This is a genomic window from Pseudorhodoplanes sp., assembly GCF_059499825.1.
Map to the genome: position 1 here is coordinate 182,495 of NZ_JCABZI010000019.1, position 25,779 is coordinate 208,273.

General features: G+C 63.9%; 30 protein-coding genes and 1 tRNA gene. 12 read left to right on the forward strand and 19 right to left on the reverse strand.

What is annotated here, in order from left to right; genetic code table 11:
* Positions 1–9 precede the first annotated feature (9 nt).
* Positions 10–489, reverse strand: a complete 480-nt coding sequence (locus AC5I5I_RS23740; protein ID WP_495977253.1) for a PaaI family thioesterase — start codon at positions 487–489, stop codon at positions 10–12.
* A gap of 74 nt (positions 490–563) precedes the next feature.
* On the opposite strand from AC5I5I_RS23740, the gene AC5I5I_RS23745 reads away from it, so the two are divergent.
* Positions 564–1,166 carry a TetR/AcrR family transcriptional regulator gene (locus tag AC5I5I_RS23745; protein WP_495977255.1) on the forward strand — a complete coding sequence of 201 codons (603 nt, stop codon included), beginning with the start codon at positions 564–566 and terminating at the stop codon, positions 1,164–1,166.
* Here AC5I5I_RS23745 and mgtE read toward each other — a convergent pair.
* Entirely contained in the window at positions 1,153–2,580 is a 1,428-nt protein-coding gene (mgtE, locus tag AC5I5I_RS23750; RefSeq protein ID WP_495977257.1) for a magnesium transporter, read from the reverse strand. The two genes, AC5I5I_RS23745 and mgtE, sit on opposite strands and share 14 nt — an antisense overlap.
* Positions 2,581–2,865: 285 nt before the next feature.
* Here mgtE and AC5I5I_RS23755 point away from each other — a divergent pair, with 285 nt between their 5' ends.
* Positions 2,866–3,840, forward strand: a complete 975-nt coding sequence (locus AC5I5I_RS23755) for a hypothetical protein (protein ID WP_495977259.1) — start codon at positions 2,866–2,868, stop codon at positions 3,838–3,840.
* A gap of 396 nt (positions 3,841–4,236) precedes the next feature.
* Here the strand turns inward: AC5I5I_RS23755 and AC5I5I_RS23760 are convergent.
* Both AC5I5I_RS23760 and AC5I5I_RS23765 read right to left on the reverse strand, forming a co-directional pair.
* Positions 4,237–4,321 (reverse strand) — tRNA-Leu (locus AC5I5I_RS23760).
* A gap of 115 nt (positions 4,322–4,436) precedes the next feature.
* On the reverse strand, positions 4,437–4,679 hold the full coding sequence (locus tag AC5I5I_RS23765; protein WP_495977261.1) for a FliM/FliN family flagellar motor switch protein: 243 nt from the start codon (positions 4,677–4,679) through the stop codon (positions 4,437–4,439).
* A gap of 70 nt (positions 4,680–4,749) precedes the next feature.
* Here AC5I5I_RS23765 and lipB point away from each other — a divergent pair, with 70 nt between their 5' ends.
* Positions 4,750–5,508 (forward strand): lipoyl(octanoyl) transferase LipB, encoded by a 759-nt coding sequence (gene lipB, locus AC5I5I_RS23770; RefSeq protein WP_495977263.1) that lies wholly within the window; start codon positions 4,750–4,752, stop codon positions 5,506–5,508.
* Between the two features lie 77 nt (positions 5,509–5,585).
* Positions 5,586–6,488 carry a PepSY domain-containing protein gene (locus AC5I5I_RS23775; RefSeq protein WP_495977265.1) on the forward strand — a complete coding sequence of 301 codons (903 nt, stop codon included), beginning with the start codon at positions 5,586–5,588 and terminating at the stop codon, positions 6,486–6,488.
* 5 nt (positions 6,489–6,493) lie between these two features.
* On the opposite strand, the gene AC5I5I_RS23780 is transcribed toward AC5I5I_RS23775, so the two are convergent.
* The 6 genes from AC5I5I_RS23780 to AC5I5I_RS23805 form a co-directional block, all read right to left on the reverse strand.
* Positions 6,494–6,796, reverse strand: a complete 303-nt coding sequence (locus AC5I5I_RS23780; RefSeq protein ID WP_495977267.1) for an acylphosphatase — start codon at positions 6,794–6,796, stop codon at positions 6,494–6,496.
* The gene (locus AC5I5I_RS23785; RefSeq protein ID WP_495977269.1) at positions 6,796–7,224 is read right to left on the reverse strand and encodes a gamma-glutamylcyclotransferase family protein; all 429 of its coding nucleotides are present in this window, start codon (positions 7,222–7,224) and stop codon (positions 6,796–6,798) included. The genes AC5I5I_RS23780 and AC5I5I_RS23785 overlap by 1 nt, the downstream gene beginning before the upstream one ends.
* Positions 7,221–7,754, reverse strand: a complete 534-nt coding sequence (locus AC5I5I_RS23790) for a hypothetical protein (protein WP_495977270.1) — start codon at positions 7,752–7,754, stop codon at positions 7,221–7,223. The genes AC5I5I_RS23785 and AC5I5I_RS23790 overlap by 4 nt, the downstream gene beginning before the upstream one ends.
* A 61-nt stretch (positions 7,755–7,815) precedes the next feature.
* Positions 7,816–8,076, reverse strand: a complete 261-nt coding sequence (locus tag AC5I5I_RS23795) for a hypothetical protein (protein ID WP_495977272.1) — start codon at positions 8,074–8,076, stop codon at positions 7,816–7,818.
* 71 nt (positions 8,077–8,147) lie between these two features.
* Positions 8,148–10,154: an acetyl-CoA carboxylase biotin carboxylase subunit gene (locus tag AC5I5I_RS23800; RefSeq protein ID WP_495977274.1), complete on the reverse strand. Its 2,007-nt coding sequence runs from the start codon at positions 10,152–10,154 to the stop codon at positions 8,148–8,150.
* Between the two features lie 62 nt (positions 10,155–10,216).
* Entirely contained in the window at positions 10,217–11,512 is a 1,296-nt protein-coding gene (locus AC5I5I_RS23805; RefSeq protein WP_495977276.1) for an MgtC/SapB family protein, read from the reverse strand.
* Between the two features lie 223 nt (positions 11,513–11,735).
* Between AC5I5I_RS23805 and AC5I5I_RS23810 the strand changes: the two genes are divergently transcribed.
* Both AC5I5I_RS23810 and AC5I5I_RS23815 read left to right on the forward strand, forming a co-directional pair.
* A complete protein-coding gene (locus AC5I5I_RS23810; protein WP_495977278.1) occupies positions 11,736–12,395 on the forward strand; it encodes a peroxiredoxin in 660 nt (219 codons plus the stop codon).
* Positions 12,396–12,434: 39 nt separating this feature from the next.
* Positions 12,435–13,076 (forward strand): alpha/beta hydrolase, encoded by a 642-nt coding sequence (locus tag AC5I5I_RS23815; RefSeq protein ID WP_495977280.1) that lies wholly within the window; start codon positions 12,435–12,437, stop codon positions 13,074–13,076.
* Here AC5I5I_RS23815 and AC5I5I_RS23820 read toward each other — a convergent pair.
* Positions 13,062–13,463, reverse strand: a complete 402-nt coding sequence (locus tag AC5I5I_RS23820) for a DUF2177 family protein (RefSeq protein WP_495977282.1) — start codon at positions 13,461–13,463, stop codon at positions 13,062–13,064. The two genes, AC5I5I_RS23815 and AC5I5I_RS23820, sit on opposite strands and share 15 nt — an antisense overlap.
* 143 nt (positions 13,464–13,606) lie before the next feature.
* Between AC5I5I_RS23820 and AC5I5I_RS23825 the strand changes: the two genes are divergently transcribed.
* Positions 13,607–14,008 carry a PaaI family thioesterase gene (locus tag AC5I5I_RS23825; RefSeq protein ID WP_495977284.1) on the forward strand — a complete coding sequence of 134 codons (402 nt, stop codon included), beginning with the start codon at positions 13,607–13,609 and terminating at the stop codon, positions 14,006–14,008.
* A gap of 31 nt (positions 14,009–14,039) precedes the next feature.
* Positions 14,040–15,491, forward strand: a complete 1,452-nt coding sequence (locus tag AC5I5I_RS23830) for a cryptochrome/photolyase family protein (protein ID WP_495977286.1) — start codon at positions 14,040–14,042, stop codon at positions 15,489–15,491.
* A gap of 25 nt (positions 15,492–15,516) precedes the next feature.
* On the opposite strand, the gene AC5I5I_RS23835 is transcribed toward AC5I5I_RS23830, so the two are convergent.
* On the reverse strand, positions 15,517–16,368 hold the full coding sequence (locus AC5I5I_RS23835; protein WP_495977372.1) for a DMT family transporter: 852 nt from the start codon (positions 16,366–16,368) through the stop codon (positions 15,517–15,519).
* A gap of 211 nt (positions 16,369–16,579) precedes the next feature.
* A complete protein-coding gene (locus tag AC5I5I_RS23840) occupies positions 16,580–16,783 on the reverse strand; it encodes a cold-shock protein (protein WP_428520788.1) in 204 nt (67 codons plus the stop codon).
* Positions 16,784–17,003: 220 nt separating this feature from the next.
* Between AC5I5I_RS23840 and AC5I5I_RS23845 the strand changes: the two genes are divergently transcribed.
* Positions 17,004–18,131, forward strand: a complete 1,128-nt coding sequence (locus AC5I5I_RS23845) for an S-(hydroxymethyl)glutathione dehydrogenase/class III alcohol dehydrogenase (RefSeq protein WP_495977289.1) — start codon at positions 17,004–17,006, stop codon at positions 18,129–18,131.
* Positions 18,132–18,161: 30 nt separating this feature from the next.
* Here the strand turns inward: AC5I5I_RS23845 and AC5I5I_RS23850 are convergent, their stop codons facing one another.
* Positions 18,162–19,664, reverse strand: a complete 1,503-nt coding sequence (locus AC5I5I_RS23850; RefSeq protein ID WP_495977291.1) for a methyl-accepting chemotaxis protein — start codon at positions 19,662–19,664, stop codon at positions 18,162–18,164.
* Positions 19,661–19,999: a hypothetical protein gene (locus AC5I5I_RS23855; RefSeq protein ID WP_495977293.1), complete on the reverse strand. Its 339-nt coding sequence runs from the start codon at positions 19,997–19,999 to the stop codon at positions 19,661–19,663. The genes AC5I5I_RS23850 and AC5I5I_RS23855 overlap by 4 nt, the downstream gene beginning before the upstream one ends.
* Positions 20,000–20,232: 233 nt before the next feature.
* Here AC5I5I_RS23855 and AC5I5I_RS23860 point away from each other — a divergent pair, with 233 nt between their 5' ends.
* A complete protein-coding gene (locus AC5I5I_RS23860; RefSeq protein ID WP_495977295.1) occupies positions 20,233–20,922 on the forward strand; it encodes a CBS domain-containing protein in 690 nt (229 codons plus the stop codon).
* A gap of 153 nt (positions 20,923–21,075) precedes the next feature.
* Positions 21,076–21,519 carry a hypothetical protein gene (locus tag AC5I5I_RS23865; protein WP_495977374.1) on the forward strand — a complete coding sequence of 148 codons (444 nt, stop codon included), beginning with the start codon at positions 21,076–21,078 and terminating at the stop codon, positions 21,517–21,519.
* A gap of 7 nt (positions 21,520–21,526) precedes the next feature.
* Here AC5I5I_RS23865 and AC5I5I_RS23870 read toward each other — a convergent pair whose 3' ends face one another.
* Complete coding sequence (locus AC5I5I_RS23870; RefSeq protein WP_495977297.1) at positions 21,527–21,916, reverse strand: carboxymuconolactone decarboxylase family protein; 390 nt, start codon at positions 21,914–21,916, stop codon at positions 21,527–21,529.
* A gap of 305 nt (positions 21,917–22,221) precedes the next feature.
* On the opposite strand from AC5I5I_RS23870, the gene AC5I5I_RS23875 reads away from it, so the two are divergent.
* Positions 22,222–22,989, forward strand: coding sequence for a cell wall hydrolase (locus AC5I5I_RS23875; RefSeq protein WP_495977299.1), 768 nt, complete (start codon positions 22,222–22,224; stop codon positions 22,987–22,989).
* Positions 22,990–23,094: 105 nt separating this feature from the next.
* Here AC5I5I_RS23875 and AC5I5I_RS23880 read toward each other — a convergent pair whose 3' ends face one another.
* From AC5I5I_RS23880 to AC5I5I_RS23890, 3 genes are all read right to left on the reverse strand, one after another.
* A complete protein-coding gene (locus AC5I5I_RS23880; RefSeq protein WP_495977301.1) occupies positions 23,095–24,069 on the reverse strand; it encodes an MBL fold metallo-hydrolase in 975 nt (324 codons plus the stop codon).
* Positions 24,070–24,077: 8 nt separating this feature from the next.
* Positions 24,078–25,079 carry a tripartite tricarboxylate transporter substrate binding protein gene (locus AC5I5I_RS23885; protein ID WP_495977303.1) on the reverse strand — a complete coding sequence of 334 codons (1,002 nt, stop codon included), beginning with the start codon at positions 25,077–25,079 and terminating at the stop codon, positions 24,078–24,080.
* A 93-nt stretch (positions 25,080–25,172) separates the two neighbouring features.
* A complete protein-coding gene (locus tag AC5I5I_RS23890) occupies positions 25,173–25,685 on the reverse strand; it encodes a GlcG/HbpS family heme-binding protein (protein ID WP_495977305.1) in 513 nt (170 codons plus the stop codon).
* Positions 25,686–25,779 lie beyond the last annotated feature (94 nt).

Consider the following 25,779-nt stretch of genomic DNA (forward strand, 5'->3'; position numbering starts at 1 on the left):
TCCTGCACCTTAGCCGCGCGCGTCTTCTTGAGGCTCTTGCGGCGCGTCGGGCGTATTCTCCAGACAGATCATGGTCGCGAGCATGCGCGCGATCAACTTGGTTTCCGCCCCCTGCTCGGCATCGACATCAACTTCGACGATGGTCAGGGTCCGGCCCGGGCGCAAGACCCTGCCCCGCGCGACGAACCGCTCGCCAACCGCAGGCGACATCAGGTTGATTTTCAGTTCGACCGTGAGCGGCGCCGATCCCTCGGGCATCAGCGAATAAGCGGAAAATCCAGCCGCCGTATCGGCCAGCGCCGTGGTGACCCCGCCATGCAGAAATCCGCGCTGCTGGCACAGATCAGGCCGCGCCTTCAGCGCCACTGCGCAGGCGCCGGGCGACAGCGACGCGATCTCGCCGCCGACCAGCGTCATGAAGGGCTGCCGTGCAAAACTCTCGCGCACGCGCTGCTCCCAAAGCGGATTGCGGGGCTCGAACGCGCTCATGCCAATGGCTTCCTGCTTGACCCATACGGTAGCGTATGTTTCAATACGGCACCGTATGGTTGGAGTCAAGCCGAGTGGCGCGCACCAAAGATGTTTCGGCCAAGGCCGTTTCCCGGTCCGGTCCGCTGGACGCGGCAGCTTGGGTGGCAGCCGCACTCGACGTATTGGCCAGCGACGGGATCGACGCCGTCCGGGTCGAACCGATCGCCAAGGCGCTGTCCGTCACAAAGGGGAGCTTCTACTGGCACTTCGCCGACCGGCGCGCGCTGATCGATGCCATGCTGGCGCAATGGGCGGACGGACGCATCCTCGCGATCCGCGAGCAGGCACCGCGTGATGGTGACCCTGCCCTCTCGCTCCGCCGGCTTGCCGATCTCTATACTAAACGCGGCAATGCCAAGGGGCTTGCCATCGAGCTCGCCATCCGCGCGCTCGCCCATAACGACGACGACGCCGCACGCGCCATACGCATTGTGGATGCCGAACGATTACAGCTCGTCGCTGCCCTGTTCGAACGGCTTGGCTGGCCGGCGCGCGACGCCTCTGCCCGGGCCATGACGGTCTACGCTTTCCTGTTCGGACAGAGCCTGCTCGATCCGAAATCGGTCAGCGCGGCCGACACAGCGCTCGCGCTGGACGCTCTGCTCGCGCCGCCGACTTCAGCTAGCCGAGCCTGAACCAGAGCGTTGCGATCCCGAGAAACGCGAAAAAACCGACGACGTCGGTTATCGTGGTCACGAACGGTCCTGACGACACGGCCGGGTCGACGCCGAGCTTTGTGAGGATCAGCGGGATCACGATGCCGCCAAGCGCCGCCGCTGCAAGCACCGTCAGCATCGCCAGTCCCATCACCAGGAACAGATCGGTGACGCCGAACCACGCCGCCGCCACAGCGCCGATGATGATCGCGAAACCAATGCCGTTGAAAATGCCGACCAGAAGTTCGCGCCGCACCACGCGCCAGGCATTGGTATCCGACAATTCGCGGGTCGCGAGTGCGCGCACCGCGACCGTCATGGTCTGGGTTCCGGCATTGCCGCCCATCGACGCCACGATCGGCATCAGCACCGCGAGCGCCACCATTTTCTCAATCGACGACGAGAATTGTCCGATGACCCAGGCCGCAACCAGCGCGCAGCCGAGATTGGCGAGCAGCCAGGGAAAGCGCGCCTTGACGATGTCCCAGACCGAGTCGGACAGCTCTTCATAGGCGCTGACGCCACCGAGCGCCTTGATGTCCTCTTCGGCCTCCTGCTCGATCACGTCGACGATGTCGTCGAAAGTCAGCACGCCGACCAGCCGGTCGTCCTCGTCCACCACCGGCGCGGCGACAAGATTGTAGCGCTCGAATTGCCGCGCCACTTCTTCCTGGTCCTCAACGGCACGGACTTTTCGGCGATCCGGATCCATCAGGTCGATTACAGGAACCGGCCGCTTTGCCCGGAGCAGTCGGTCGAGCGCGACCGCTCCGAGAAATTTGCCGGCCGGATCGACGATGTAGAGCTCATAGAAGCGATCCGGCAGATCGACCGTCTCCCGCATGTAGTCGATCGCCTGGCCGACATTCCAGTCCGGAGGGACCGCGATGAACTCGGTCTGCATCCGCCGTCCGGCGGATTCTTCCGGATAGAGCAGACTGCGTTCCAGCGCGATACGCTCGATCGGCGGCAGTTGGTTCAGGATGTCGACCTGGTCCTGACGGTCGAGATCCTCCAGGATGTAGACGGCATCGTCGGAATCGAGTTCGCGAACGCCCTCGGCGACGGTTTCGGGCTCAAGCTCTTCGAGAATCTCGCTGCGGACGGTGTGGTCGACCTCAGTCAGCGCCGAAAAGTCAAAGTCCTTGCCCATCAGCTCGATCAGCTGGGGCCGCAATTCGGTATCCAGCGCCTCGAGCAGATCGCCGGTATCGGCCTCATGCAGGTCGCCGACCAGTTCGTTCAGCGCCGCGCTGTCATGCTGACGGATGGCATCCGTCACCCGCTCCAGAATTTCAGGACGGATCGCGCCGGTGTCGTCGCGGAAGGAATCGGCGTCCGGGCTCGGATCGGGACGATCCACGTCCGCCTCGTGCGCGTCCTGCCCGACCATGATTTCCCCACAACGCGCCGTCCCAGCACCGATACCGTGACGCAATCGGCCGCTTGTAGGCGTGGCAAGTGTTGGTGACAACAGGAAGAATCGCGCCGATCACCGCAAACCGATGCGGTTCCGCCGCAATCTCGCTTCTCTCCCGCTAAAGCCGACAGTTGCCGAGTGCTTACCGCATCATTGTCAATTCCCGGGCAAAAGCATGCGGAGTGTTCACCGTTCGGTTTAGCCGAAACGCAACGCGGATATGGAACACTCGGGGCTCCGGGATCGCGAGCCGACATCATGCCAAACAGCGAGCACGTCCAGTCCATCCTGTCGCGCGGCGTCATTACCGCCGACGACATCCTCACGCTGCGCCATCGCGTGTTCTGGAAAGGCGTGGTCACGGAGGCTGACGCAGAGCTCGCCTTCGCATTGAACGATCGCCTGCATCAGCAGGCGGATTCTGCCTGGCCAGGCTTTTTCGTCGAGGCCCTGACCGATTATGTCGTCAACCAGGCGCACCCCTCCGGTTATGTCTCCGAGCAGAACGCGGCCTGGCTGATGCAGCGGATCGGACGCTTGGGCCATGTCGATACCGCCTGCGAGCTCGAATTGCTGATCAAGGTGCTCGAACGCTCGCAGCAAAGCCCAGTGGAACTGGTTCGCTTCGCGCTCGAGCAGGTCAAGATCGGCGTGATCACCCGCGCAGGCACGGTCGGCGCGCGCCGGACATGCAATGTCGGGACGGTCGAGGATCACGAGACCGAACTGGTGCGGCGTATTCTCTACGCCTTCGGCGGCGACGGAAATGTCGCGATCACGCGGCCCGAGGCCGAGATCCTTTTCGACATCAATGACGCGACGCATCACCCGCTCAACGATCCCGCGTGGTCGGATCTGTTCGTCAAGGCCGCAGCCAATTTCCTGATGGCGGCGTCTGGCTATCAGGTTCCCTCACGGCAGGAGGCGCTCCGGCGCGAAGCGTGGCTCGACGAACCGCCGCCCGGTGTCGCCTCATTCATGCAGCGCATGGTATCGGGCGGCGTCGGTGCAGTCCGCGACGCCTATCGCGAGCCCACGACGGACGACGCCGGCGCCGAGTATCGCTGGCAAACCCCACGCGCAACCGATGAAGACGTGTTGTGGGCAGCCAGCCGGATCGGCAGGACCGGCCGTTTGCACGACAACGAACTGGCGCTGATCAATTTCCTCAAGAGCCTTCAGGCGCACCTGCACCCGCGGCTTTTACCGGTGCTCGATCGCGTGGCAGCCTGACGTCGGATCCGTGAGCCCACTTCGATCCGGTGCAGTCCGAAGCGGTCTCCCGACAGTGTGATCGGGTGCCGGCGGAAATCATCGGGAAATTCCGGTTCCGTTAAAATCGTCCAGGCCTGGGTGAGCAGTTCTTAGAATTTAGCGCGCAAGTTGCTTTTCGAACCGCACCAACCTGTCGGCCTTACTGCCAGTCAGATGCGGGGGTCTCCGCGAGCGAGCGTCAGCGCCATCGCGGGCATGATCCGATCGCTGCAGAACGCAGTCGTTAGCAGACAGACCGCGAATGCCAGACGTGCTGTACCAGACGGCACGGACCAGACAGTCTCGGGGGGCCGCTTTCCGTTGGGCGGCCCCTTTGATTCGGTGCGGTTGGAGCCGATGGGACTCGCCAAATTTTGGTGCGGCCGAGAGGACTCGAACCTCCACGGTGTTACCCGCTGCCACCTCAAGGCAGTGCGTCTACCAATTCCGCCACGGCCGCGTTTTGGGGTCTAGCGCCGGTCATCCCGGCGTGAGGTCGGCAGCATGTAACAAATGCGATCCGCAGCGACAAGGGCTTGCCGCGCGGCTTTCCCAAGGCGCCCGGATCCAGGCCCTCAGCGCATGTCGGGCGATTTCTGCAGCAACCGCTTGACCTCGACCGCAATCCTGTTGCCGTTGACGACCACCGTCCCCTCCGCCACCGGAAGGTTGTTGGCCAGGATTTTGACGTCGTCGTCCTCCCCCGCATCCAGCTCGATGATGGCGCCACGGCCGAGCCGCAGCACCTGATGCACCGGCATGATGCAGGTGCCGAGAACAACCGAGATATCGAGCGAGACCTTGTCGAGCGTGGGCACGTGGCTATGTCCTTTCCGGCCGTCCGGATGCCGGATCGGACGGCCAGTGTCACCATGCTATGGTGAATCGATGGTTAACACGCGCGACGCCATTCCGCTTGGGCTCCAAGCCCGCCCCGGCAGTCCGCCCGCCGCATGGCGGATTGAACCGGGCCTGACCGGCTATGACACGGCCCTTGCGGACATGGACGCCCGGGTTGCCGACATCGCGGCCGGCCGGGCCGATGAGCTGGTTTGGCTGGTCGAACATCCCCCGCTTTATACCGCGGGAACCAGTGCCGCCGACGCGGAACTGCTCGATGCGCGCTTCCCGGTCCACCGGAGCGGCCGCGGCGGCCAGATGACCTATCACGGGCCCGGCCAGCGGGTGGTCTACCTGATGCTCGACCTGAAGCGGCGGCGGCAGGACGTGCGCGCCTATGTGGCGACGTTGGAGGAATGGATCATCCGGGCGCTGGCGCATTTCAACGTGGTCGGCGAGCGGCGCGACGACCGGGTCGGCGTCTGGGTACGCCGCCCCGACAAGGGTGACGGCTATGAGGACAAGATCGCCGCGATCGGCATTCGGCTGAAGAGCTGGGTGTCGCTGCACGGGATCGCCATCAATGTCGAGCCGGACCTGTCGCATTTCGGAGGCATCGTGCCCTGCGGCGTCCGCGAGCAAAAGTTCGGCGTGACCAGCCTGATCGATCTCGGCCTGCCGGTGACGATGGACGACCTCGACGCCGCGCTGAAAGCCGAGTTCGATGGCCTGTTCGGCGTGTCGAACCGGATTGAAGACCACGCTATGTCTGCACCCATCGCAACGCAGACTGGCCGCTTCGCATAACGCCCTTTGAGCAGGATCAATCGTCGTCCGGGCTGCCGTGCGATACGGTCGCGGTCCGTTTCCAGGACGTACCAACCATGCTGCAGCTCTGGCTTTTGCGCTTCCATCGCTGGATCACGCTGACATTGTCGATTCCGCTTGCCGTGCTGATCGTCACCGGACTGATGCTATCGTTCGAGCCGATCGTCCAACACAATGCACGCGGGTCCTTGACGGCTGAGACGGTCGATGCGGTCCTTGCGAAACACGATCCGACCGGCGCCGCGCGCTCGCTTGTCGTCCGAGGCTATTCAGGCATCGTTTCAATCGGTGGTGCCCGCCGGGGTGACGCAACTCATGTCGTTCTGTCGACCAACGAGCGCGTTGATTCGCCGGGCGCCATGGCCGAGACATTTGCGATTTCGCGACGCCTGCACGAGACCCTGCTGCTCGATCTCGGATGGCTGGTCACCGCGTCTACGATCGCGCTGCTGATGCTGATCGCCATCGGGATCGCGATGGGATGGCCGCGGCTCCGAAACACCGTATCCGGCTGGCACAAGGGTATCGGCTGGTTCCTGCTGCCGCTCCTGATCCTTAGTCCGCTCACCGGCCTGTTTTTGGCATTCGGCATGTCGTTTGCGGGGCCCGCCCCTTCCGCTCCGGAGGGCAGACCCTTGCCGCTGCGCGAGGCGGTGCAACGCGTCGCGAAGGATTACGATCTCGGCCAAGTGATATGGATCCGGTCGATCGGACCGAGGTTGCTGGTGCGGCTGAATGACGGCGGCGAAATGCGCGTGTTCGCCATCACCGGCCAGGGGCTGACCCCGACACCCCGCAATTGGCCGCGGCTTCTGCATGAGGGGAACTGGCTCGGGATCACATCGGCGCTCGTCAATGTCCTGATCTCGATTGCCTTCGTGGGGCTTCTAGCCACCGGGCTGATTGTCTGGGGGCGCCGAAAGCTGCGTCGACGGTCGCCGCGGGCAGCGACCGCGTAACGTTTCTACACGGTCCCGAGGACGCTGAAGCTTTCGCCCGGCCGGCGGAGATCGAGGTCCGACGGCGCCGCATCCTGCTCGTCGATCCGCTCCACCCGGGCACTTGGCGGCCCCGTCCGGCAGGCTTCGATCATGCCGGCGACGGCCTCGGCCGGACCCGCAAACAAGGCCTCGACACTGCCATACGTGCGGTTGCGCACCCAGCCTTCGATCGAGCGCCCGCGCGCGACATGCCGTGTCCAGTCGCGGTAACCCACGCCCTGAACCCGGCCATGAATGACGACGCGGCGGATCGCACGCTCACCCATCACCCGGCTCCCGGTGCAAGCCGCGCGAGCTTCTCGACATAATCCGCGGGCAGGCCGCATTCGCGCGCGGCCTCGACCACCAGTGCCATGTAGGCCGCGCTCGGGCGGCCCTCGCGCGCTTCGCAGCCGAGATAAACCAGCGCATCGGTCGGCCGGCCGTCCTGAAGGACCGGGAGCGTCGCATGGCGGTAAAGCCCGCCGGCGACATCTTCATAGTCGTCGAGCGCTGCGAGATCCTGCGGGCCGATCCGCCAGACGAGCCCGTGCACGTCCTGTCCCGCCGCCGGCACCACCGACGCATATCCATTTGCCATGATGACAAAGCGATAGTCTCGCAGGATCGCCACACCGGCCTCCTTCGCCGTCGGACAGCGTACGCGCATCGGCCCGCGGCTCATGTTTGAGCCATAGGCGAAATAGAGCCTCACGCGTCGGGCTCGCTCGCGTGCAATTCGGACGGTTGCAGCGCGGCCCAGGCCGAATACCACGTCATCAGCAGCAACGGTGCCACCGTAAAGGTCGCGAGCACGGCGATCGTCAGGTCCTGCGCATTGGCCGACGGTCCGGTGGCGAGATTGAAAAGGAAGACGAACGGATAGATCAGCGTGCCGATCGATGCCGGTATGAATGGGGCTGCCGTGCCAGCTTCGAGGTCGCTCGCCTGCAACGCCAGCATCACCGCCAGCAGCACCACCGCGATCAGCGCGATCATGGCGACCGCAGTCACGCCGAGCACGCTGCGCTCCGCATTACGCAGCCGCTTTGCGGTAAGCGCGAACCAGAACCAGAGCAGAGCGAATTGCGTGACAACAAACGGCCAGATTCCGAACGACGCGGTCACCACCGGTGCGCTCAGCATGTTCGACAGCACGGCACCGATCAGGAGGCCGACCAGTGCCCGCGTGTAAGGCCCCTGTTCCAGATCACCGGACGGGACGAGCGATTCGAAAATATTCATGCGCGCATGGTCGCATGGCGGCCCGCGAACGCCAATCTGCGCGCGTTGTGACGCATACCGTCTATTTCGGCATCACCTTGTCGACCGGACGGGGTTCGCCCTTGTCGATCATCTCCTCGAAATCCTCAGGGCCGAGATCCTCGATGTCCTCGTCGTGAATCGGGTGCTCGGGATTGCCGCCGTCCGGCGGCGGGCTGATGCCGGCATGGGCCGTGTCGTCCGCAATCTCCGGAAGGGAATCCGGCCGATCGGGACGAGCATCGTGCCGGCGCAGATCGTCCGGGAGGTCGCTCTTGCCCAGAGCTTTTTCGTTGTCCGCCATGATAGTCCCTCCGGCTTGTTGCGCGGAGGAAACGGCATGAAGGGTCTGGAAGTTCCGCGCAACAAATCCGGTCAGGCGAATTCCATGATCACGGCATCGACCGCGAGGCTGTCGCCCTTTTTCGCGTGGATCTTTTTTACGGTTCCATCCCGCTCGGCGCGCAGAACGTTTTCCATCTTCATCGCCTCGACGACCGCGAGGGTTTCGCCGACCTTGATCTCCTGCCCTTCCTTCACATCAATCGAGACCACAAGTCCGGGCATCGGACACAGCAGCGACTTGCCGGTATCGGCCGCCTTCTTCACCGGCATCAGGCGCGCATAGGCGGCTTCGCTCGCGGTATAGACAAAGGCCCTGGCCTGCACGCCACGGTACGCCAGATCGAAGCCGTTCGGCACCGGATTGATCTGCACGGTCACCGGCTTGCCATCGACCCTCCCCGACCAGACCGGATCACCGGGCTTCCAGTCCGATTCCAGCTTGTGCACATGCTCCGCACCGGTCCTGAACGCGATCTCGATGCTGCCGTTCGCGCGGGTCACCTCGAGCTTGTATTCGGTTTCGTTCAGCCACACCGCGCGTTCGCGCTCGCGCGTCACCAGCCGGTGCGTCATCTGACCCGAAATCCGGCGCTTTCGTTCGCCCAGCACATGATCGACCGCGGTTGCGACCGCCGCCAGCACATGCGCGGTTTCGCCCTCCGGTGCCACGCCGTGAAAGCCATCCGGAAATTCCTCGGCGATAAAACCGGTCGACAGCGTTCCCGCGCGCCAGCGCGGATGCGCCATAAGCGCCGACAGGAACGGAATATTGTGGCGGATGCCGCCGACATAGAAGGCATCCAGCGCATCGGCCTGCGCGTCGATCGCCGATAACCGGTCCGGACCATGGGTCACGAGCTTTGCGATCATCGGATCGTAATAGAGGGAAATCTCGCCGCCCTCGTAGACGCCGGTGTCGTTGCGGACGGTGATGCCGTCCCTTTGCGACTCCGCCGGTGGACGGTAACGCACCAGCCGGCCTGTCGACGGCAGGAAGCCGCGATAGGGATCCTCGGCATAAACACGGCTCTCGACCGCCCAGCCGGTGAGCGTCACATCGGATTGCTTGATCGAGAGAACCTCGCCCGCGGCGACGCGGATCATCTGCTCGACCAGGTCGATGCCTGTGATCAGCTCGGTCACCGGATGCTCGACCTGCAGCCGGGTATTCATTTCTAGGAAAAAGAACGAGCGGTCCTGGCCCGCGACAAACTCGACGGTGCCGGCCGAGTCGTAGCCGACCGCCTTGGCCAGTGCGACCGCCTGCTCGCCCATCTTTTTGCGCGTCGTCTCATCCAGCAACGGCGACGGTGCCTCCTCGATCACCTTCTGATTGCGGCGCTGGATCGAGCATTCACGTTCGCCGAGATAGATGACGTTGCCGTGCTTGTCGCCCAGCAACTGGATTTCGATGTGGCGCGGATCGACGATGAATTTCTCGATGAACATGCGGTCGTCACCAAAGGACGACCTGGCTTCCGACTTAGACCGCGCAAAGCCTTCGGCGACTTCGCTTTCCGACCACGCGATCCGCATGCCCTTGCCGCCGCCGCCCGCGGAGGCCTTGATCATCACGGGATAGCCGATCTGGTTAGCGATCTTCACCGCCTCCGCCTCGTCGGCGATCTCGCCGAGATAACCGGGGACGGTGGAGACGCCTGCGGCGGCGGCCGCCTTCTTGGATTCGATCTTGTCGCCCATGGCGGCGATCGCCTTGGCGTTCGGCCCGATGAAGACGATGCCGTTGGCTTCCAGCGCTTTCGGAAAGGCTTCGCGCTCGGACAGGAAGCCGTAGCCGGGATGGACGGCTTCCGCGCCCGTCGCCTTGCAGGCGGCGATGATCTTGTCGATCAGCAGATAGCTTTCGGCCGCCGGCGGAGGGCCGATGTGAACGGCTTCATCCGCCATCTCAACATGCAGCGCGTCGCGGTCGGCGTCGGAATAGACCGCCACCGTGGAAATACCCATACGCCGCGCGGTCTTTATGATCCGGCAAGCAATCTCGCCGCGATTTGCAATCAGGATACGCTTGAACATACGGCGCCCGCCCCCTCAACAGACAGACTTTTCGGCGCTGCAACAAAAATGTCAATTCGGATTCAGGCGGGGGTCATGAGGGTGGCGAGCCAGTACGCGACACCCCCGGCCGTGAAGCATAATGCGGTCATGGCCGCGATCTGAATTGCAAAGGCCCCTCGCCCGGCTGCGGCTCCGATCATGGTTTTGCTGACATTGTTGGAGACCACGGCAGCCAGAATGGCCAGCCCTGCTGCATTCAGCGACAACGTGTCGGGGACAAGCCGCGACATGGACACGGTCACCGCGTCGACATCGGCCAGGCCCAGTGCCAGCGCCCCGATAATGGCGCCCGTGGCGCCGAGATTTTCCCCGAGCACCCGACCGAGCATGACAATGGCCGCCAGCAAGATGGCGAAGCCGATGACCGACCAGAATCCGAACGGGTTCTTGAATTCGACGGTCTGCTCCTCCCTGTCGTCTGCCTTGCGCCCATAGACGGAAATAAAGGCCCAACCCACCGCCACCGCGATCGCCGCAATGAGAGGCGGCGCGAGCAGCTTCAGAAGTTCCGGCTTCAGAAATCCGGCGATGACAAGCACCCGCGCAAACGACACCGCGGTCGCGAGCGCCACACCGGCCGCGAGCAGATGCGGCGCACCCTCACCGGCCGCTGCGCGTTTGGCGTTTGAAGCCGTCACTGCAGTCGACGAAACCAGACCGCCCGCGGCCGCGGCCAGCATGATGCCGTGTCGGGAGCCCAGCACCTTCACGGCGACGTAGCCTGCGAACGACACGCCCGCGAGAACAATCGCGATCAACCAGATTTCGCGCGGATTGACCCCGCCGAACGGACCGATCGGCTCATCGGGTATGAGCGGCAGTGCAATGAAGGTCATGGCGAGAAGGATCAGAGAAGAGCGGATCTCGCGCTCCTCGATTTTCGTCAGCCAAGCATGCAAGGGCGCTCGCAGGGCGAGTACACCGACCGTCGCCACCGCAGCGGCGGCTGCGGCCCGAATGTCGCCGATCATGGCGTAGGCCGACAGCGCGAAGGTCAGCATGCCGGCAATCGCGGTGGTCGCAGAGTAACTGTTGTCCGCCCGATTTTCTTCGCGGCACATCAAGGCGAAGGTCACGGCAAAGCCAACGAAGCCCAATCCGAGAATGAGGGATCCAGCGATCGTCAACGGGGTGCCGGCCGCCTCCGCAAGCACGCCCGTGGTGCCGCCCAGAATGCCGATGATGGTAAAGGTGCGGACCCCCGCCGTACGGCTGCCGGGCTTCTCCTCGCGGGTGCGCCAGCCACGCTCGATGCCAATCAGCAGCCCGATTCCGAGCGCCACAGCAAAATGCGAGAGCAGGTCTGTAATATCCATTTCAATCGGGCCCGATCTCGCGTGCAGCCAGAAAGGTTTTGCTGCGAACCAGGAACGGCCGGAAAAATCATCTCTCGATCAATCGAAATCCGAAACATCCGGCGTCTTATATTTGTTCCTCGAAGGCTGTATATACCCGCCGGACGCGATCCGGCGCCCGCTCATTCTCTGACCCCAGCAATGCCGCGTCCCGTCCCGGAGGCGCGACCCATGGAGGACCAACATGGCTCTCGCGATCAACGACACCGCCCCCGATTTTGAAGCCGTAACCACGCAGGGCAAGATCCGCTTTCACGACTGGCTTGGCGATTCCTGGGGCGTGCTGTTCTCCCATCCGAAGGACTTCACCCCGGTCTGCACCACCGAACTCGGCTACATGGCCCGCATCAAGCCGGAATTCGACAAGCGCGGCGTGAAGATCATCGGCCTCTCGGTCGATCCTGTCGACCGCCATGCCGACTGGGCGAAGGACATCGGCGAGACACAGGGCTTCGAGCCCAATTATCCGATGATCGCCGATACCGATTTCAACGTATCGAAGCTCTACGGCATGCTGCCGGCGGCGATCTCGGGCGATCCGACCAAGCGCAGCGCGGCCGACAACCAGACGGTCCGCAACGTCTTCATCATCGGCCCGGACAAGAAGATCAAGTTGATCCTGGTCTATCCGATGACGGTCGGCCGCAACTTCGATGAAGTGCTCCGGGTTATCGATTCCCTCCAGCTGGGCGCCAAGCACAAGATCGCGACGCCCGCCCAGTGGAAACAGGGCGACGACGTGATCATCGCAGGCTCGGTATCGGACGACGACGCCAAGACGTTGTTTCCGCAGGGCTGGAAGTCGCCCAAGCCCTACATCCGGATCGTGCCCCAGCCGAAGTAGCACCTTTCGCGAAGCGGCGAGCCTGTGCCATCATGAACCGTGGCACAGGCACCCGATCTCGGCTTCATCCATCGTTACATCCCCGCGACGGACGCCACCCGCCCGCCGCTGCTTTTGCTACACGGCACCGGTGCCGACGAAAATGATCTCATCCCGCTCGGGGAGATGCTGTCGCCCGGATCTGCCTTGCTGTCGCCGCGCGGCAAGGTGCTCGAGGAAGGTTCGGTCCTGCGCTTCTTCCGCCGTGACGAAGATGGCGCCTGGGACCTCGACGATTTCAACGCGCGCACTGTGGAACTGGCAGACTTCGTCATGCGCGCCCGCGCGGCCTACGGCCTGCCGCCCCCGGTCGTGCTCGGCTTCTCCAACGGCGCCAATATCGGCTGGAACCTGATGCGCCAGGATCCGTCGCTGATCGCCGGCGCGCTGCTGATGCGGGCGACGCTGCCTTTCGATCCGCGACCGCTGCCAGACCTGACCGGTTTCCCGGTGCTGCTGCTATCCGGCAAGGACGATCCGCTGGTGCCCGCCGACCGGCCGCCGTATTTCGCGGCCTTGCTCGGCGAGGCCGGCGCCGAAGTCACGCTTGAACTGCTGCCGGCGGGACATGCCCTGACGCAACAGGACCTGGTCTTCGCCCACGCCTGGCTGAAGCGGATGTCCGGATCAGTCGGGACGTAGGACCAGATTGGCGAGCAGCAGACCAAGCGTCGCCGAGGTCGCGGTCACCACGGTGCCCCAGGTGATATCGACCAATGTCACCGGCCAGGTCCATCCCTTGATCAGAGCCAACGCGGTAAGATCGAAGGTTGCGTAGCAGAACATCCCGAACAGCGCGCCGTAGAGCAGCGCGTGCTGCCAGTTCTGCCCGGCGGCGTAGCTCGCGAAAATCACGATGCCGATCGGATAGGCCAGATAGAAAATCGCAGCCGGCACGATCCGTACGTCACCGAGCAGCGGACCGACCTGCGACTGGAAGAAATTCTTGGCAATCACGCCGAGAAACAGGAAATCGAGCGGCAGCATCACGACCAGTGTCGTGAAATAGAGAATGACGGCGCGTTTCATGGCAATTCCCGATGAATGACAGTCGTTAGTTACGCCTGACAGCCCCCAATGGTTTCACCGGCCGTCCCGGCTTTTGGTCCGCTTCTCACCGGCACCGGTTTATGGCAAGCGGACTTTTCCCGCGATCTTGCAGGACTTTTAGAATGCGCCAGGACACCCAGCCGCCGTTCGCCGATATGCTCGGGATCAAGGTGATCAGCAACACGCCGGACCGGATCGAGGCCGAGCTCAGCGTTCGGCCCGACCTCGGAAACCGCAACGGAAACATGCATGGCGGGGCCGTCATGGCCTTCGCCGACGACCTCGGAGGCGCCGCCACCATCGTCAATCTGCCGGACGGTGCGACCACCGCAACCATCGAAAGCAAAACGAATTTCTTCGCCGCCATCCATGTCGGCGACACCGCCCGCGCCGAATGCATTGCGCTGCACAAGGGCCGCACCACCATGGTCTGGCAGACCCGCATCACCCGCGCCAGCGACGGCAAGCTCGCCGCGATCGTGACCCAGACCCAGCTCGTGATTGCCGGCAAGTTCGGCAAATAGCACCGTCAAAACAGGAATGTCGGCATCTGTTATGGCAGACCATCTGCAATCGTCGGCGGAGTTCTCCGCACTCGTCTGGCTTCGCGACGATCTGCGGCTCGCCGATCACGCGGCCCTGACCGCCGGCGCCAAGGCCGCCAAACTGACCTGCATCTATGTCCTCGACGAGGACAGTTCCGGCCTGCGTCCGCATGGCGGCGCGTCGCGCTGGTGGCTGGCGCAGTCGCTGCGGGCGCTCGACCGCGATCTGCGAAAACTTGGGCAGCGACTGGTGCTGCGCCGCGGCAAGGCGGCGGACGTGATCCCGCGTCTGGCGCGCGAAGCGAAGGCCACGCAAGTCTACTTCAACCGGCGCAGCGACCGAGCCGGGATCGCGATCGACGACGCGGTGATCGCGGCGCTGAAAGCGCAGGGCGTGACCGGCGGCACCTTCCCCGCCAATCTCTTGGTCGAGCCGGGCAAGGTGCTCACCGCGGATGGCGGACCGCTGCGGGTCTTCACGCCGTTCTGGAAGCGCGTGCTGGCGCTCGGCGATCCCCGCCAGCCGGTGCCGGCGCCGACGCGATTGCCGCCGCCGGCCGACGTGGCCTCCGAGACGCTTGAAGACTGGCACCTCGAGCCGACGAAACCCGACTGGGCCGGCGGCATGCGCGAGACCTGGGTTGCTGGCGAAGCGGCGGCGCGTGAGCGGCTGGCCGACTTCCTCGATACCATCCGCGGCTATGCCGACGAGCGCGACCGCCCGGACAAGCCGGCAACCTCGCGTCTGTCGCCCTATCTGCGTTTCGGCGAAATCAGCGCCACGCAAATCTATCACGCCGCGCGCTTCGCCGCGGATCAGGGCGCCCCATCACGCGACGTCGACAAATTCCTGAGCGAACTCGGCTGGCGCGAATTCTCCTATCACCTGCTGCATCATTTTCCCGATCTCGCGACCGTGAACCTGCAATCGCGCTTCGATGCGTTTCCGTGGCGGACCGACGACGACGCGCTGAGAGCGTGGCAACGCGGACAGACCGGCTATCCGATCGTCGATGCCGGCATGCGCGAACTCTGGCACACCGGCTGGATGCATAACCGCGTACGCATGGTGGTGGCGTCGTTCCTGATCAAGCATCTGCTGATCGACTGGCGGCTCGGCGAGCAATGGTTCTGGGACACGCTGGTCGATGCCGACCCGGCCAACAACACCGCAAGCTGGCAATGGGTCGCGGGCTCCGGCGCCGATGCGGCGCCCTACTTCCGCATCTTCAATCCGATATTGCAGGGCGAACGCTTCGATCCGCACGGCGACTATGTGCGGCGCTGGGTGCCGGAAATCGCTGCCCTGCCCGACCGCTTCATCCACAAGCCGTGGATGGCGACGCCCCTCGAACTGACAGAATCCAAGGTCGCGCTCGGCAAGACCTATCCGGACCCGATGGTCGATCACGACATGGCGCGCAAGCGCGCGCTCGCCGCGTTCGACAGGATCAAGGGTTAGGACTCGATCAGGGGTTGGGATTTCATCAGGGACTAGGACTTGGCGCGAGCTTGTAGTTCACAATGAACACCCCGGCCGCGCACAGCACCATGCCGGCAATGGCGAAAGCGTTCAGCGTCTCGCCGAACATCAGCCAGGCAATCACAGCCGTCGTTGCCGGCACGAGATAGAACAGGCTCGCCACCCGCGACGCCGGGATGCGCCGGATCAGCCAATACATCAGCGCGACGGTCAGCACCGACAGCACGATGACCGACCAGCCGAGCGCGAGGATGAATTGCGGGGTCCAGTCGATCGGGCGGGTCTCGATCGCCCACGAGCCGATCGCGAACAACAATGTCGCGCCGGCGAATTGCACGAGATTGCCCGAGCGCCAGTCGATCGCGCCGCAATAGCGCTTCTGATAGAGCGTGCCGAGAGTGATGCCCAGGAGCGAGATCACGCTCGCGGTCCAGCCGATCGGCGTCCCGGTCATGCTGACATTGCGGTCGTTGAGCACGAGCAGCACGCCGACCAGCCCCAGCGCGAAACCACCCCACTGCACCGGCGTGACTCGTTCGCCGAGAAACCGCCCGGCGAGTGTCGCGGTCAGGATCGGCTGCAGGCCGGGAATCAGCGCCGATATGCCGGCCGGCACGCCCTGCGACAGCGCCACGAACACCCCGCCGAGATAGAGTGACTGCAACAGAAAGCCCGCCACCAGGCTGTGCCAGGCATCGACCGGACCAGGCAGCGGCACCCGCATCACCGCCACGATGGCGGCGAGCACCAGCACCACCAGCCCCATCCGCGCGAACAGGAAGGTCAGCGGCTCCGCATAGGGCATGCCGTATTTGGCCGAGATGAATCCCGTGCACCACAGCAGCACGAAAGTCATCGGCGCAGCGCGAATGGCGATGTCGGTGACGGAGGTTTTCACAAGTACAATCCCGGCGGCCGGTCTCTAACGCACAAGATGCGGGCGGCACAAATTCATCCGGCGCAGGCGTCTCATGTTCACAGCGCCTGCACGCTCGCAGCGTCTCCTGCAGCACAAAAAAAACCCCGCCGAAGCGGGGCACACTCAGGTTAGAAGCAACGCCGCAGCGTCACTTCATCTTGAGGTTTCCAGCGGATTCTTTGCCGCGGTCGGACACGATTTCGTATTCGACCTTCGCGCCTTCCGGAACAGAGCTCAAACCCGCGCGCTCAACAGCCGAGATGTGCAGAAACACATCCTTCCCGCCGCCGTCCGGTTGAATGAAGCCGTATCCCTTGGTTGCGTTGAACCATTTAACAGTGCCTGTAGCCACTTAAAGTCTCCGGTGCCGTGTGGGTAGAACCCCCTTTGTAAAGCACTTCGCGCCTCAGGGATATGCCGCGTTTCAAGAAAAAGCTGCCTCCGGAGGCGCCCGCCCCGGTGCCCGGGAAGCCATGGCGCAGTGCGGCATTGCGCGATTCGCGCCATCCGGTGCATGAGTGGGAGGTTAAAAATGCTGCGGACCGGTCCGCGGCGGATCTGGAGACCGAAACATGGATGTGCGTGCGGCAGTGGCGGTGGCGGCGGGTAAGCCCCTTGAAATCATGACAGTTCAGCTCGAAGGCCCGAAGGCCGGCGAGGTCCTGGTCGAGATCAAGGCGACCGGGATCTGCCATACCGACGACTTCACGCTGTCCGGCGACGACCCGGAAGGCATCTTCCCCGCGATCCTGGGTCACGAAGGTGCGGGTGTAGTGGTCGATGTCGGTCCGGGCGTAACCTCGGTGAAAAAGGGCGACCACGTCATCCCGCTCTATACGCCGGAATGCCGGCAATGCCCGTCCTGCCTGTCGCGCAAGACGAATCTGTGCACCGCCATCCGCGCCACTCAAGGGAAAGGCCTGATGCCCGACGGGACCTCGCGCTTCTCGCTCGATGGCAAGCCGCTCTATCACTATATGGGCTGCTCGACCTTCGCCAATTACACCGTGCTGCCGGAGATCGCAGTGGCCAAGGTGCGCGAGGACGCTCCGTTCGACAAGATCTGCTACATCGGCTGCGGCGTCACCACCGGCATCGGCGCCGTGTTCAACACCGCGAAGGTCGAGATCGGCGCGAAGACGATCGTGTTCGGGCTTGGCGGCATCGGCCTGAATGTGATCCAGGGCCTCAAGCTCGCAGGCGCCGACATGATCATTGGCGTCGATCTCAACAACGACCGCAAGGCCTGGGGCGAGCGGTTCGGCATGACCCACTTCGTCAATCCGAAGGAGATCGGCAAGGACCTCGTGCCGTATCTGGTCGACATGACCAAGACGCCGGCCGACCAGATCGGCGGCGCGGACTACACCTTCGACTGCACCGGCAATGTCACGGTGATGCGGCAGGCGCTGGAAGCCTGCCATCGCGGCTGGGGCGTCTCGGTGGTGATCGGCGTTGCGCCCGCCGGCGCGGAGATTTCGACGCGCCCGTTCCAGCTGGTGACCGGGCGGGTCTGGAAGGGCTCGGCCTTCGGCGGCGCCAGGGGCCGCACGGACGTGCCGAAGATCGTCGACTGGTACATGGACAAGAAGATTCAAATCGATCCGATGATCACCCACATCCTGCCCCTGTCGGACATCAACAAGGGCTTCGACATGATGCACAAGGGCGAAAGCATCCGCAGCGTGGTGGTCTATTAGCGCGGTCGGTGTCGCGCTTCGAAGGCATCCTCAGGCAGCAGCGGTGACGCTGCTGCCGCTGTCGGTTTCGAGATGCTGGATCTGCCGGGTGAATTCGTGGACCCGCGCACGGATCGTACCGGCCTGACGCGTCACCTCGGCTGCCGCTTCGCTGAATTGCGCGATGGCGATTGCGCCTTCGGCCGTGACCCGTTCGATTTCGGAGACCGACGCCGCCAGACGCCCGACGCCGGAGGTTGCCGAATTGACGTTGCCTGCGATCTCGCGCGTCGCCACCGCCTGCTGCTGCACGGCGCTTGCGATCCGCGCATGCGAGGCGTCGAGCGCGAGTACGCTCTCGCTGATTGACCCGATCGCCTCGACCGAACGGCCGGTCGTCTGCTGGATGGCGGCGATCCGGCGCGAAATCTCCTGGGTCGCATTTGCGGTCTGAGCCGCCAGTGCCTTTACTTCCTGCGCCACCACTGCGAAGCCGCGGCCGGCATCGCCGGCCCGCGCCGCTTCGATGGTGGCATTGAGCGCCAGCAGATTGGTCTGGCTGGCGATGGCGCTGATGAGGTCGGTCACCTTGCCGATCTCGGCCGCAACTTCGGCAAGATCGTCGATCGTGATGCTGGCGCGCCGCGCCTGCTCCACCGCGGTGCTGGCAAGCTGCAGCGATTGGGTGGCGTTGCTTTCGACTTCGGTGATCGTCGCGGCCAGTTCGTCGCCGGCATGCGCGGCCAGTTTCACCCGGGCGGTGGTGTCCTCGGCGACGAGGATTGCGGTGGAGGTCTGCGCGTTCGACTGGGCGGAAGCGGCATTGAGCTTGTCGGCATTGGTGTGAAGCGCCGTCGCGGTCTGGTGCAGCACACTCACCGCCTGCGCCATTTCAAGCTTGAAGGCCTGCAAGGTCTGCTCGACGAGTTGCACGCGATCGTTGGTCGCGCTCAGCTCATGGCTGCGCTCGTCGAGCACGATGCCAAGTTTCGCCGCCACCTTTTCCGCGGTCTCGCGCTGGGTCTGGGCCTGCTGGAATGCGTTGCGGATCGTCCATCCGATGCCGGCGAGCATCGTGGTCTCGATCACCACCACGAAGGCATGCAACGCAACGCGCCCGTAATCGGTGCCGCCGGGATAGATCGCGGCCGGCAGCATCTGATTGAAGCCGAGATGCTGCACGGCGATCAACCCCGCAGCGAGAATCAGAATCCGCAGATCGCAAAATCCGGACAGCATCGCCAGGATGGCGAAGTAGTAGAAATGGGTTTCGACCTGCCAGGGATGGCCTTCCATCAGATAGACCATCAGCGAGGTCTGCGCGACCAGCGCCACCGCTAGCGCCGCTCCGACGATGACAACCGGACGCCCTGCCATCAGCAGCAAGGCCGGCGCTGCGGCCAGCACGAGCGAGAGACCCGCCACGCCCGCAATGCCGTAGCCGCGCAGGCTGGCCAGTCCGATGAGGACGGGGACATGCACGAAGGCAAGGATCGTGAGCGCGATGGCAACCGTGCGCTGCAGGCTCGCAAGGCTGTTGATTGGCGTGATCATGGGCGCCCCAGGGTGAAGCAGGCAGCGAGCGCGCGCAGATCGAGGAGCAGGACGGCGCCGTGCGCCGCGGCGCGGGCGGCAAAATCCGGCCGGTCGGGTTCGACCACGACGATGAACGGGAATGCGCCCTGCCCGACAATGCGTGCTCCCGCGTCGCCCACGCGCTGCAACGCGCTGCCGGCATCGACCCACGGCGCGAACAGCACCGCGACCGCCCGGCTACCGTCGGGCGCCGAAGGTTTCGCAACCGCACCGGTTTGTACGAGGATCCCTGCGGCCAGCAGCAGAGCGATGATTCCGCCGTCCAGCCAGCGGCCATTTGCGGCCAATTGCATTCCACACCCGATTTCCCAGTCTCTTCGAGTAAATTGGAGAGGTTGCCGGGATGTTAATCGCGCAAATGCGCATGTGTCGCAGGCGTCGGCATCGCGGGAACCGGTTTGCGAAGTGTCGCTTGCAGAGCGTCCCTGCAGAACGTCCTTCGCAAAACATCACCGGTTTGACTGACGTCAAATTGCCCGCGCGCGGCCACAGCTAGGCTTGCACCCGAAAAACCGGGAGAAGCCAAATGAACGCTAGCGATGTGATGACGGTCCGCGTGGTCACGATCGAACCGGACGCGACCGTGCAGGCGGCCGCAAAACTAATGCTGGAGCGCGGCGTCAGCGCGCTGCCGGTGGTCGACAAGCGCGGCGCTCTGATCGGCATCATTTCCGAGGGCGACCTCGTGCGGCGCGCCGAGACCGGAACCGAACGCAAGTCGTCGTGGTGGCTCAATTTCATCTCCGGCGCCGACCAGCAGGCCTATGATTTCATCAAGGCGCACGGCACCAAGGTGTCGGATGTGATGTCGAAGGACGTGGTGGTTGCGAAGCCCGATACCCCGCTGCGAGAGGTCGCGCGCCTGCTCGAGGACAACCGCATCAAGCGGGTTCCCGTGGTCGAGGGCGATCTGGTGATCGGCGTGGTCAGCCGCGCCAACCTGCTGCAGGCGCTGGCCAGTGCGAAGCCGCAGGCCGTCGCGGCGCAGCCGTCGGATGCCGAATTGCGCGACACCATCACCGATCGCCTGACGGCGCAGTCATGGGCGCATCCGAGCCTGATCAATCCGATCGTCACCGATGGCGTCGTCGAGCTGTGGGGAATGGTGCTGTCCCCGACCGAACGCAATGCCGTCCGGGTGCTGGTCGAGGAGACGCCGGGCGTGCGGGGCGTGAACGATCATCTCGCGGTGCGGCGGATCGCCAGCGGCGTGTGACCAGTGGAACTGCCGGTCGCGGTTCCACTTGCACATGGTTAAAACCGCCGCATCCTTAACCAATTGAAAACCGGATTTCGCCAAAGTCTTGCCTAGCTGAGGCCCTTCCCGGCCTCCAGTTTGTCACGCGTCTGGATTGAAATCGGGGTGGGTATGCGGCGGCTGGGGGTAGCTGTTGCGATCTTGTGTGTTTCGACCCTGTCGGCTTTCGCCGATTTGCGCATCACGCGCGATCACGGCGGCGAAGTCGAGAAATACAAGGCGAAATACAAGCGGATCGCAGAACGCGGCGAACGCGTCATCATCGACGGAATCTGCAATTCGGCCTGCACGCTGGTGATCGGGATCGTGCCGCGCAACAAGATTTGCGTGACGCCGCGCGCCAGCCTGGGCTTCCACCAGGCCTATACGATGGTGGAATGGCCGATCCGCAAGAAGGTCGCCCACGCGGCCGGGACCCGTGACCTGCTCACGTATTATTCCGAACCGGTGCTCGACTGGATCGACCGCAATGGCGGTCTCACCCCGGAGATGAAGGTGGTCAAGAACGGCCCCGATCTCTGGTCGATGCTGCTGCCCTGCCCGGAAGAATGGTAGTCATCGCCTACTCGAACATCTTGTCGATCGGCACCCGATAGCCATTCGCCAGCCGGTTGGTTTCGTTCGCCATGCCGGTGACCGCCATCACCTCGCCGAACATCGCGTCAGTCATGCCGGCCTTGCGCGCCGCGGCGGTGTGGCTTGCGATGCAATAGCCGCAGCCATTGGTAACGCTGACCGCGAGATAGATCATCTCCTTGGTCAGCGGATCGAGGCTGCCTGGCGCCATCACCTCTTTCACGCTTTCCCAGGTGCGCTTGAGCACAGCCGGATCGCGGGCGAGATATTTCCAGAAATTGTTGACGTCCGGCACATTGCGCGACGCCTTGATGTCGTCGAACACCGCGCGGACTTCGGCTGATGCGTCTTCGTATTGAATCGGAGATGTCGGCATAGGGCTTCCGGATCAGGTGTGCGCAGCACAATGCCGGGCACGCACATGGTTAACGAGTGTGCGACATTGTGGCCCGTCGTCACAAGGGCGCAATGCGCGTTTCGCGCTGACAATTCAGCATCTTAAGCGGCTTCGGGGCCGCCGCGCCATGAAGCAGGCTGTGAAAACAGCGGTGTCTGTTAACCTTTTGCCCTTCGACCGCCACATTTTCAAAGCGAACTCTCACGCATGCGACGGGGGTCCTGCGTTTTGTAGCGTCGCAATTTGCGTATCGATTTTTGCGGCAAGTTATTTTGGGGGGACTTATGCGGGGCATCATCGCATCGCTCTACCTTGCATGCGCAACTATCGCAGCAACCGTCATCGGCACACCGGCCATCGCGTATCAGGCGCCGGTCGAGGAAATCAAAGTCGCGCTCGGTGACCCGATCAACCGCAGCCGCGACATCGCCTACGAAACCGATCTCTATTGTCTCGCGCTTGCGGTGTATTTCGAAGGCGGATCGACCGACGAAACCGAAGAAGGCCAGCGCCACATCGCCCATGTCGTGGTCGAACGCGCAAAGGCCAACCGGCAGATCTGGGGCGGCAACAGGATCTGCGACGTCGTATTCTACAAGCGCGGCAAGGTCTGCCAGTTTTCCTTTGCCTGCCTCGCGATCGAAAAGCGCACGGTGCGCGGCGGCAAGGCCTGGCGCTATTCCATGGAGATCGCGCGCGACGAGATCGAGGGCCGCAGCGGGCTCGAGGACCGGTTGCTGCGCTATTACATGAATGCGTCGCTGACGCCGCCGAAGAATGCCTGCCGCTTCCGCAAGGAATTCGTGCCGGTGGTGCAGGTCGGGCGGCATGAATTCTTCCGCGAGGCCACACGCGCCGAACGCCGCGCGCTCGAACAGTCCGAGCACGAGGAGTGCAAGACATACGAAGCGTCGCTGAAGAAGAAAAAGACCGCCAAGAACAAGAAGGGCGGAAAGGACGTGAAGACCGCAAAGGCAACGAATAAGACCAACAACGTCAGCGCCGCCGCCAAGAAGCAGCCGCCGAAAAAGGTCAACGTGGCGAAGCGGTAGGTTCGTCTCCGTTCAGTCCCGCGCAAGCGGATCAGTCGACGGCGGCTCTTACGCCCCGCCGTCGCGGGACCGGCGCCATCGGATCGGTATGCGGGTCGAAATAGCTCAGAACGAATAGCGCTTGCCGACGGCGGTCGGCGCCAGCACCCGGTCGCCGAACGCATTGGCGAGCGCGGTCATCGCGCGCCAGCCGGTGCAATGCCCGGCCGCGATCGTGCTCAGGCCAAACTGTTTCAGATCGCCGACGGTCTGCGGGATGACCGCTTCATTGGCGCCGGACAGATGCAGCCCGCCCATGATCGCGTGCAGCGGCACGTCGGGGAAGCTCGCGCGCGCGTGGTGAAGCACATTGACGATGCCGGCATGCGAACAGGCCGACAGCACCACGAGCCCCTTCCCTTTCACATGGATGCCGAGCCAGCGCTCGTCGATCAGCAGTTCGTCCGGCTCCCAGTCTTGCCCGTCGGCGGTGCGGCGCACCTGGCCGGGATAGCCGCGTTCGTAGGCGGTGACCCGCGGAATTTCGCCGCTGACGTGGATCATGCCGTCGAGCAGCGCATGCGGTTCGCGGCTCTCCATCACCTTCGCACCGAAGGCGGTGAGGTCGTCGATACCCGGGACATCCTCCATCTGGCGAAAGCCGCCATTCGGCATCCGGACGGCACGGGTGTGGAACATGTCGGGATGCGCGTCGAAGGCAATCTCCTTGCCGCCGTTCCGGGCTCGGATCATGGTCAGCGCCAGCAGCATGGCGCCGGCATGATCCCAGTGACCATGCGACAGCATGATCGCCTCGACCGGCGCGAGATCGGCGCCGAGCCGCGTGACATTGCGCTCGAAGGCGTATTCTTCCGGGCCGGTATCGAACAGCATGGTCCGCCGCATGCCGGCGCGTTCGATGGTGATGAGGCACGACAGTCCGTGCGCGGCGCAGCACAGGCATTTGCCGCCCATCATGCGCACGCCGCGCCGCATCAGGCCGGCGCCCTCGCTTTCCACATGCGAAGGCGTCGAGGACAGCGTGTCGGTCGCGTTATCGACGAGGACCTGTATCTCGACTGAATCGACCTCGCCAATCATCACCGCTCCTACCATCCCATCAGCGTCTTGGTGCTGACTTCATTGTCCTTCAGGAATTTCTTGTAGTCGTCGCCCTTGATAACACGCGGCTCGAGCGACAATGCCCTGGCCTTCTGCTGGTGCTCCGGCGAGGTCAGCGTCTTTTCCAGCGCCGCCGTCAAGGCATCCTGCACGTTCTTCGGCAGCCCTGCAGGCGCCGCGATCCCCCGTGACACCGACCACACCTGATTGAAGCCCAGTTCCTTGAAGGTCGGCGCATCGGGCAGGAACGGCGAGCGCTCCGGCGCCATCACGCCCAGGATGCGGATAGTGCCCGCGCGCGCTTCTTCGGCGACTTCGGAAATATTGGCACCCAGCACCTGGATATGTCCGCCGAGCGCGCCGGTCTTCGCATCGGCGGTCGACTTGTGATGCACGGTGATCAACTTGATGCCGTTCTCCTTCTGCATCGAGAGGATGGCGAGATGATCGTCCGAGCCGGCGCCGAATGCGGATACGCTGATCGTCTCGGGCGCCTTCTTCGCGGCCTCAACGATGTCCTTCACCGACTTGAACGGCGAATCCGCCTTCACCGCCCAGACATTGTAATCCAGCACGTGGTTCATCAGCGGCGTGAAGCTGTCGAGCGATTCCGACCGGTTGTATTGCCGGTCGAGATAGCCGGCATACATCGACGGCACGTTGAGATAGCCGATGGTGTAGCCGTCGGGAGCCGCCTTCGCGAGGCCGCCCCAGCCGACCCAGCCGCCGCCGCCGGCCCGGTTCTCGACTGTCACCGGCTTGCCGAGCACGGCTTCAAGATCTTTCGCGAGCATGCGCGCGGTGATGTCGGTGCCGCCGCCGGCACCATACGGCACGATGAGCGTGACATTGCGTTCGGGATATTGCGCCAATGCGGGCGACGCGATGGCAACACCGAGCAAGGCGATCGCGGACGTCACCGCGCGCAGCGAACGTGCCGATAGCAATCGAGCAAACATCGAGCGTTCAGACATCAAGCGTTCAGACATGGACTTCCTCCGCTCGCCGCTTGTTGCGGCGTTAACGGAAGACTGCGCTTGCCGTGCCGGACCGGCAAGTAGAACCGATGCGGCACCGTCTGGCTAGAAATCGAGCTTGTCCTGCACCGCAGCAATCCCGGCCTTGGCGCAGGCGTCGTCGGCGTCACCGCCGGGCGCGCCCGATACGCCGACCGCACCGACGGTAACGCCGGCCGCCTCGACCCGCACGCCGCCGCCGAGGATCACCGCGCCCGGCAGATCGCGCAGGCCCGCCTGTGGCATGCCGGGCTCGCTGATGCCGATCAGGTCGGTGGTGTTGGTGCGGAAGCTGACGGCGGTCCATCCCTTGCCGGCGGCAGTAGCGGGCGTATGCGGTCCGGCAAAGCGGTCGCGGATCATGACCTGGGTCTGACCGAACCGGTCGACCACCGCTACCGCAACCTGGAAGCCGCGCTTGCGGCAATCCTCAAGGGTCGCGCGCGCAAGATCGAGCGCGATTTCGGGGCTGAGGCTTTTGTACGTGACAAGCGCTTCCTGCGCGGCAGCCGGCTGCGCCGAGGTAACGGCAGCGCAGACCGCGATAGCTGCGACGGACCGGAATGTTGCACGGGTCATGACGTTGGCTCCCTGTTCGACTGGTTTGGACTGAACGCTCTCGCAGTAGCGCAGCCTTGATGGCATTGTCGCGCCGCAGATACTTTCGCGCAAT

Excerpts from the sequence above, each read along its gene's own strand:
- AC5I5I_RS23850 (WP_495977291.1), bottom strand. The coding sequence starts at position 19,664 with ATGATCACGCCAATCAACAGCCTTGCGAGCCTGCAGCGCACGGTTGCC.
- AC5I5I_RS23860 (WP_495977295.1), top strand. The coding sequence starts at position 20,233 with ATGAACGCTAGCGATGTGATGACGGTCCGCGTGGTCACGATCGAACCG.
- AC5I5I_RS23740 (WP_495977253.1), bottom strand. The coding sequence starts at position 489 with ATGAGCGCGTTCGAGCCCCGCAATCCGCTTTGGGAGCAGCGCGTGCGC.
- AC5I5I_RS23865 (WP_495977374.1), top strand. The coding sequence starts at position 21,076 with ATGCGGCGGCTGGGGGTAGCTGTTGCGATCTTGTGTGTTTCGACCCTG.
- mgtE (WP_495977257.1), bottom strand. The coding sequence starts at position 2,580 with ATGGTCGGGCAGGACGCGCACGAGGCGGACGTGGATCGTCCCGATCCG.
- AC5I5I_RS23870 (WP_495977297.1), bottom strand. The coding sequence starts at position 21,916 with ATGCCGACATCTCCGATTCAATACGAAGACGCATCAGCCGAAGTCCGC.
- AC5I5I_RS23800 (WP_495977274.1), bottom strand. The coding sequence starts at position 10,154 with ATGTTCAAGCGTATCCTGATTGCAAATCGCGGCGAGATTGCTTGCCGG.
- AC5I5I_RS23755 (WP_495977259.1), top strand. The coding sequence starts at position 2,866 with ATGCCAAACAGCGAGCACGTCCAGTCCATCCTGTCGCGCGGCGTCATT.
- AC5I5I_RS23780 (WP_495977267.1), bottom strand. The coding sequence starts at position 6,796 with ATGGGTGAGCGTGCGATCCGCCGCGTCGTCATTCATGGCCGGGTTCAG.
- AC5I5I_RS23830 (WP_495977286.1), top strand. The coding sequence starts at position 14,040 with ATGGCAGACCATCTGCAATCGTCGGCGGAGTTCTCCGCACTCGTCTGG.
- AC5I5I_RS23820 (WP_495977282.1), bottom strand. The coding sequence starts at position 13,463 with ATGAAACGCGCCGTCATTCTCTATTTCACGACACTGGTCGTGATGCTG.
- AC5I5I_RS23885 (WP_495977303.1), bottom strand. The coding sequence starts at position 25,079 with ATGTCTGAACGCTTGATGTCTGAACGCTCGATGTTTGCTCGATTGCTA.
- lipB (WP_495977263.1), top strand. The coding sequence starts at position 4,750 with ATGGTTAACACGCGCGACGCCATTCCGCTTGGGCTCCAAGCCCGCCCC.
- AC5I5I_RS23790 (WP_495977270.1), bottom strand. The coding sequence starts at position 7,754 with ATGAATATTTTCGAATCGCTCGTCCCGTCCGGTGATCTGGAACAGGGG.
- AC5I5I_RS23880 (WP_495977301.1), bottom strand. The coding sequence starts at position 24,069 with ATGATTGGCGAGGTCGATTCAGTCGAGATACAGGTCCTCGTCGATAAC.
- AC5I5I_RS23835 (WP_495977372.1), bottom strand. The coding sequence starts at position 16,368 with ATGACTTTCGTGCTGCTGTGGTGCACGGGATTCATCTCGGCCAAATAC.
- AC5I5I_RS23775 (WP_495977265.1), top strand. The coding sequence starts at position 5,586 with ATGCTGCAGCTCTGGCTTTTGCGCTTCCATCGCTGGATCACGCTGACA.
- AC5I5I_RS23825 (WP_495977284.1), top strand. The coding sequence starts at position 13,607 with ATGCGCCAGGACACCCAGCCGCCGTTCGCCGATATGCTCGGGATCAAG.
- AC5I5I_RS23875 (WP_495977299.1), top strand. The coding sequence starts at position 22,222 with ATGCGGGGCATCATCGCATCGCTCTACCTTGCATGCGCAACTATCGCA.
- AC5I5I_RS23795 (WP_495977272.1), bottom strand. The coding sequence starts at position 8,076 with ATGGCGGACAACGAAAAAGCTCTGGGCAAGAGCGACCTCCCGGACGAT.
- AC5I5I_RS23805 (WP_495977276.1), bottom strand. The coding sequence starts at position 11,512 with ATGGATATTACAGACCTGCTCTCGCATTTTGCTGTGGCGCTCGGAATC.
- AC5I5I_RS23845 (WP_495977289.1), top strand. The coding sequence starts at position 17,004 with ATGGATGTGCGTGCGGCAGTGGCGGTGGCGGCGGGTAAGCCCCTTGAA.
- AC5I5I_RS23810 (WP_495977278.1), top strand. The coding sequence starts at position 11,736 with ATGGCTCTCGCGATCAACGACACCGCCCCCGATTTTGAAGCCGTAACC.
- AC5I5I_RS23890 (WP_495977305.1), bottom strand. The coding sequence starts at position 25,685 with ATGACCCGTGCAACATTCCGGTCCGTCGCAGCTATCGCGGTCTGCGCT.
- AC5I5I_RS23855 (WP_495977293.1), bottom strand. The coding sequence starts at position 19,999 with ATGCAATTGGCCGCAAATGGCCGCTGGCTGGACGGCGGAATCATCGCT.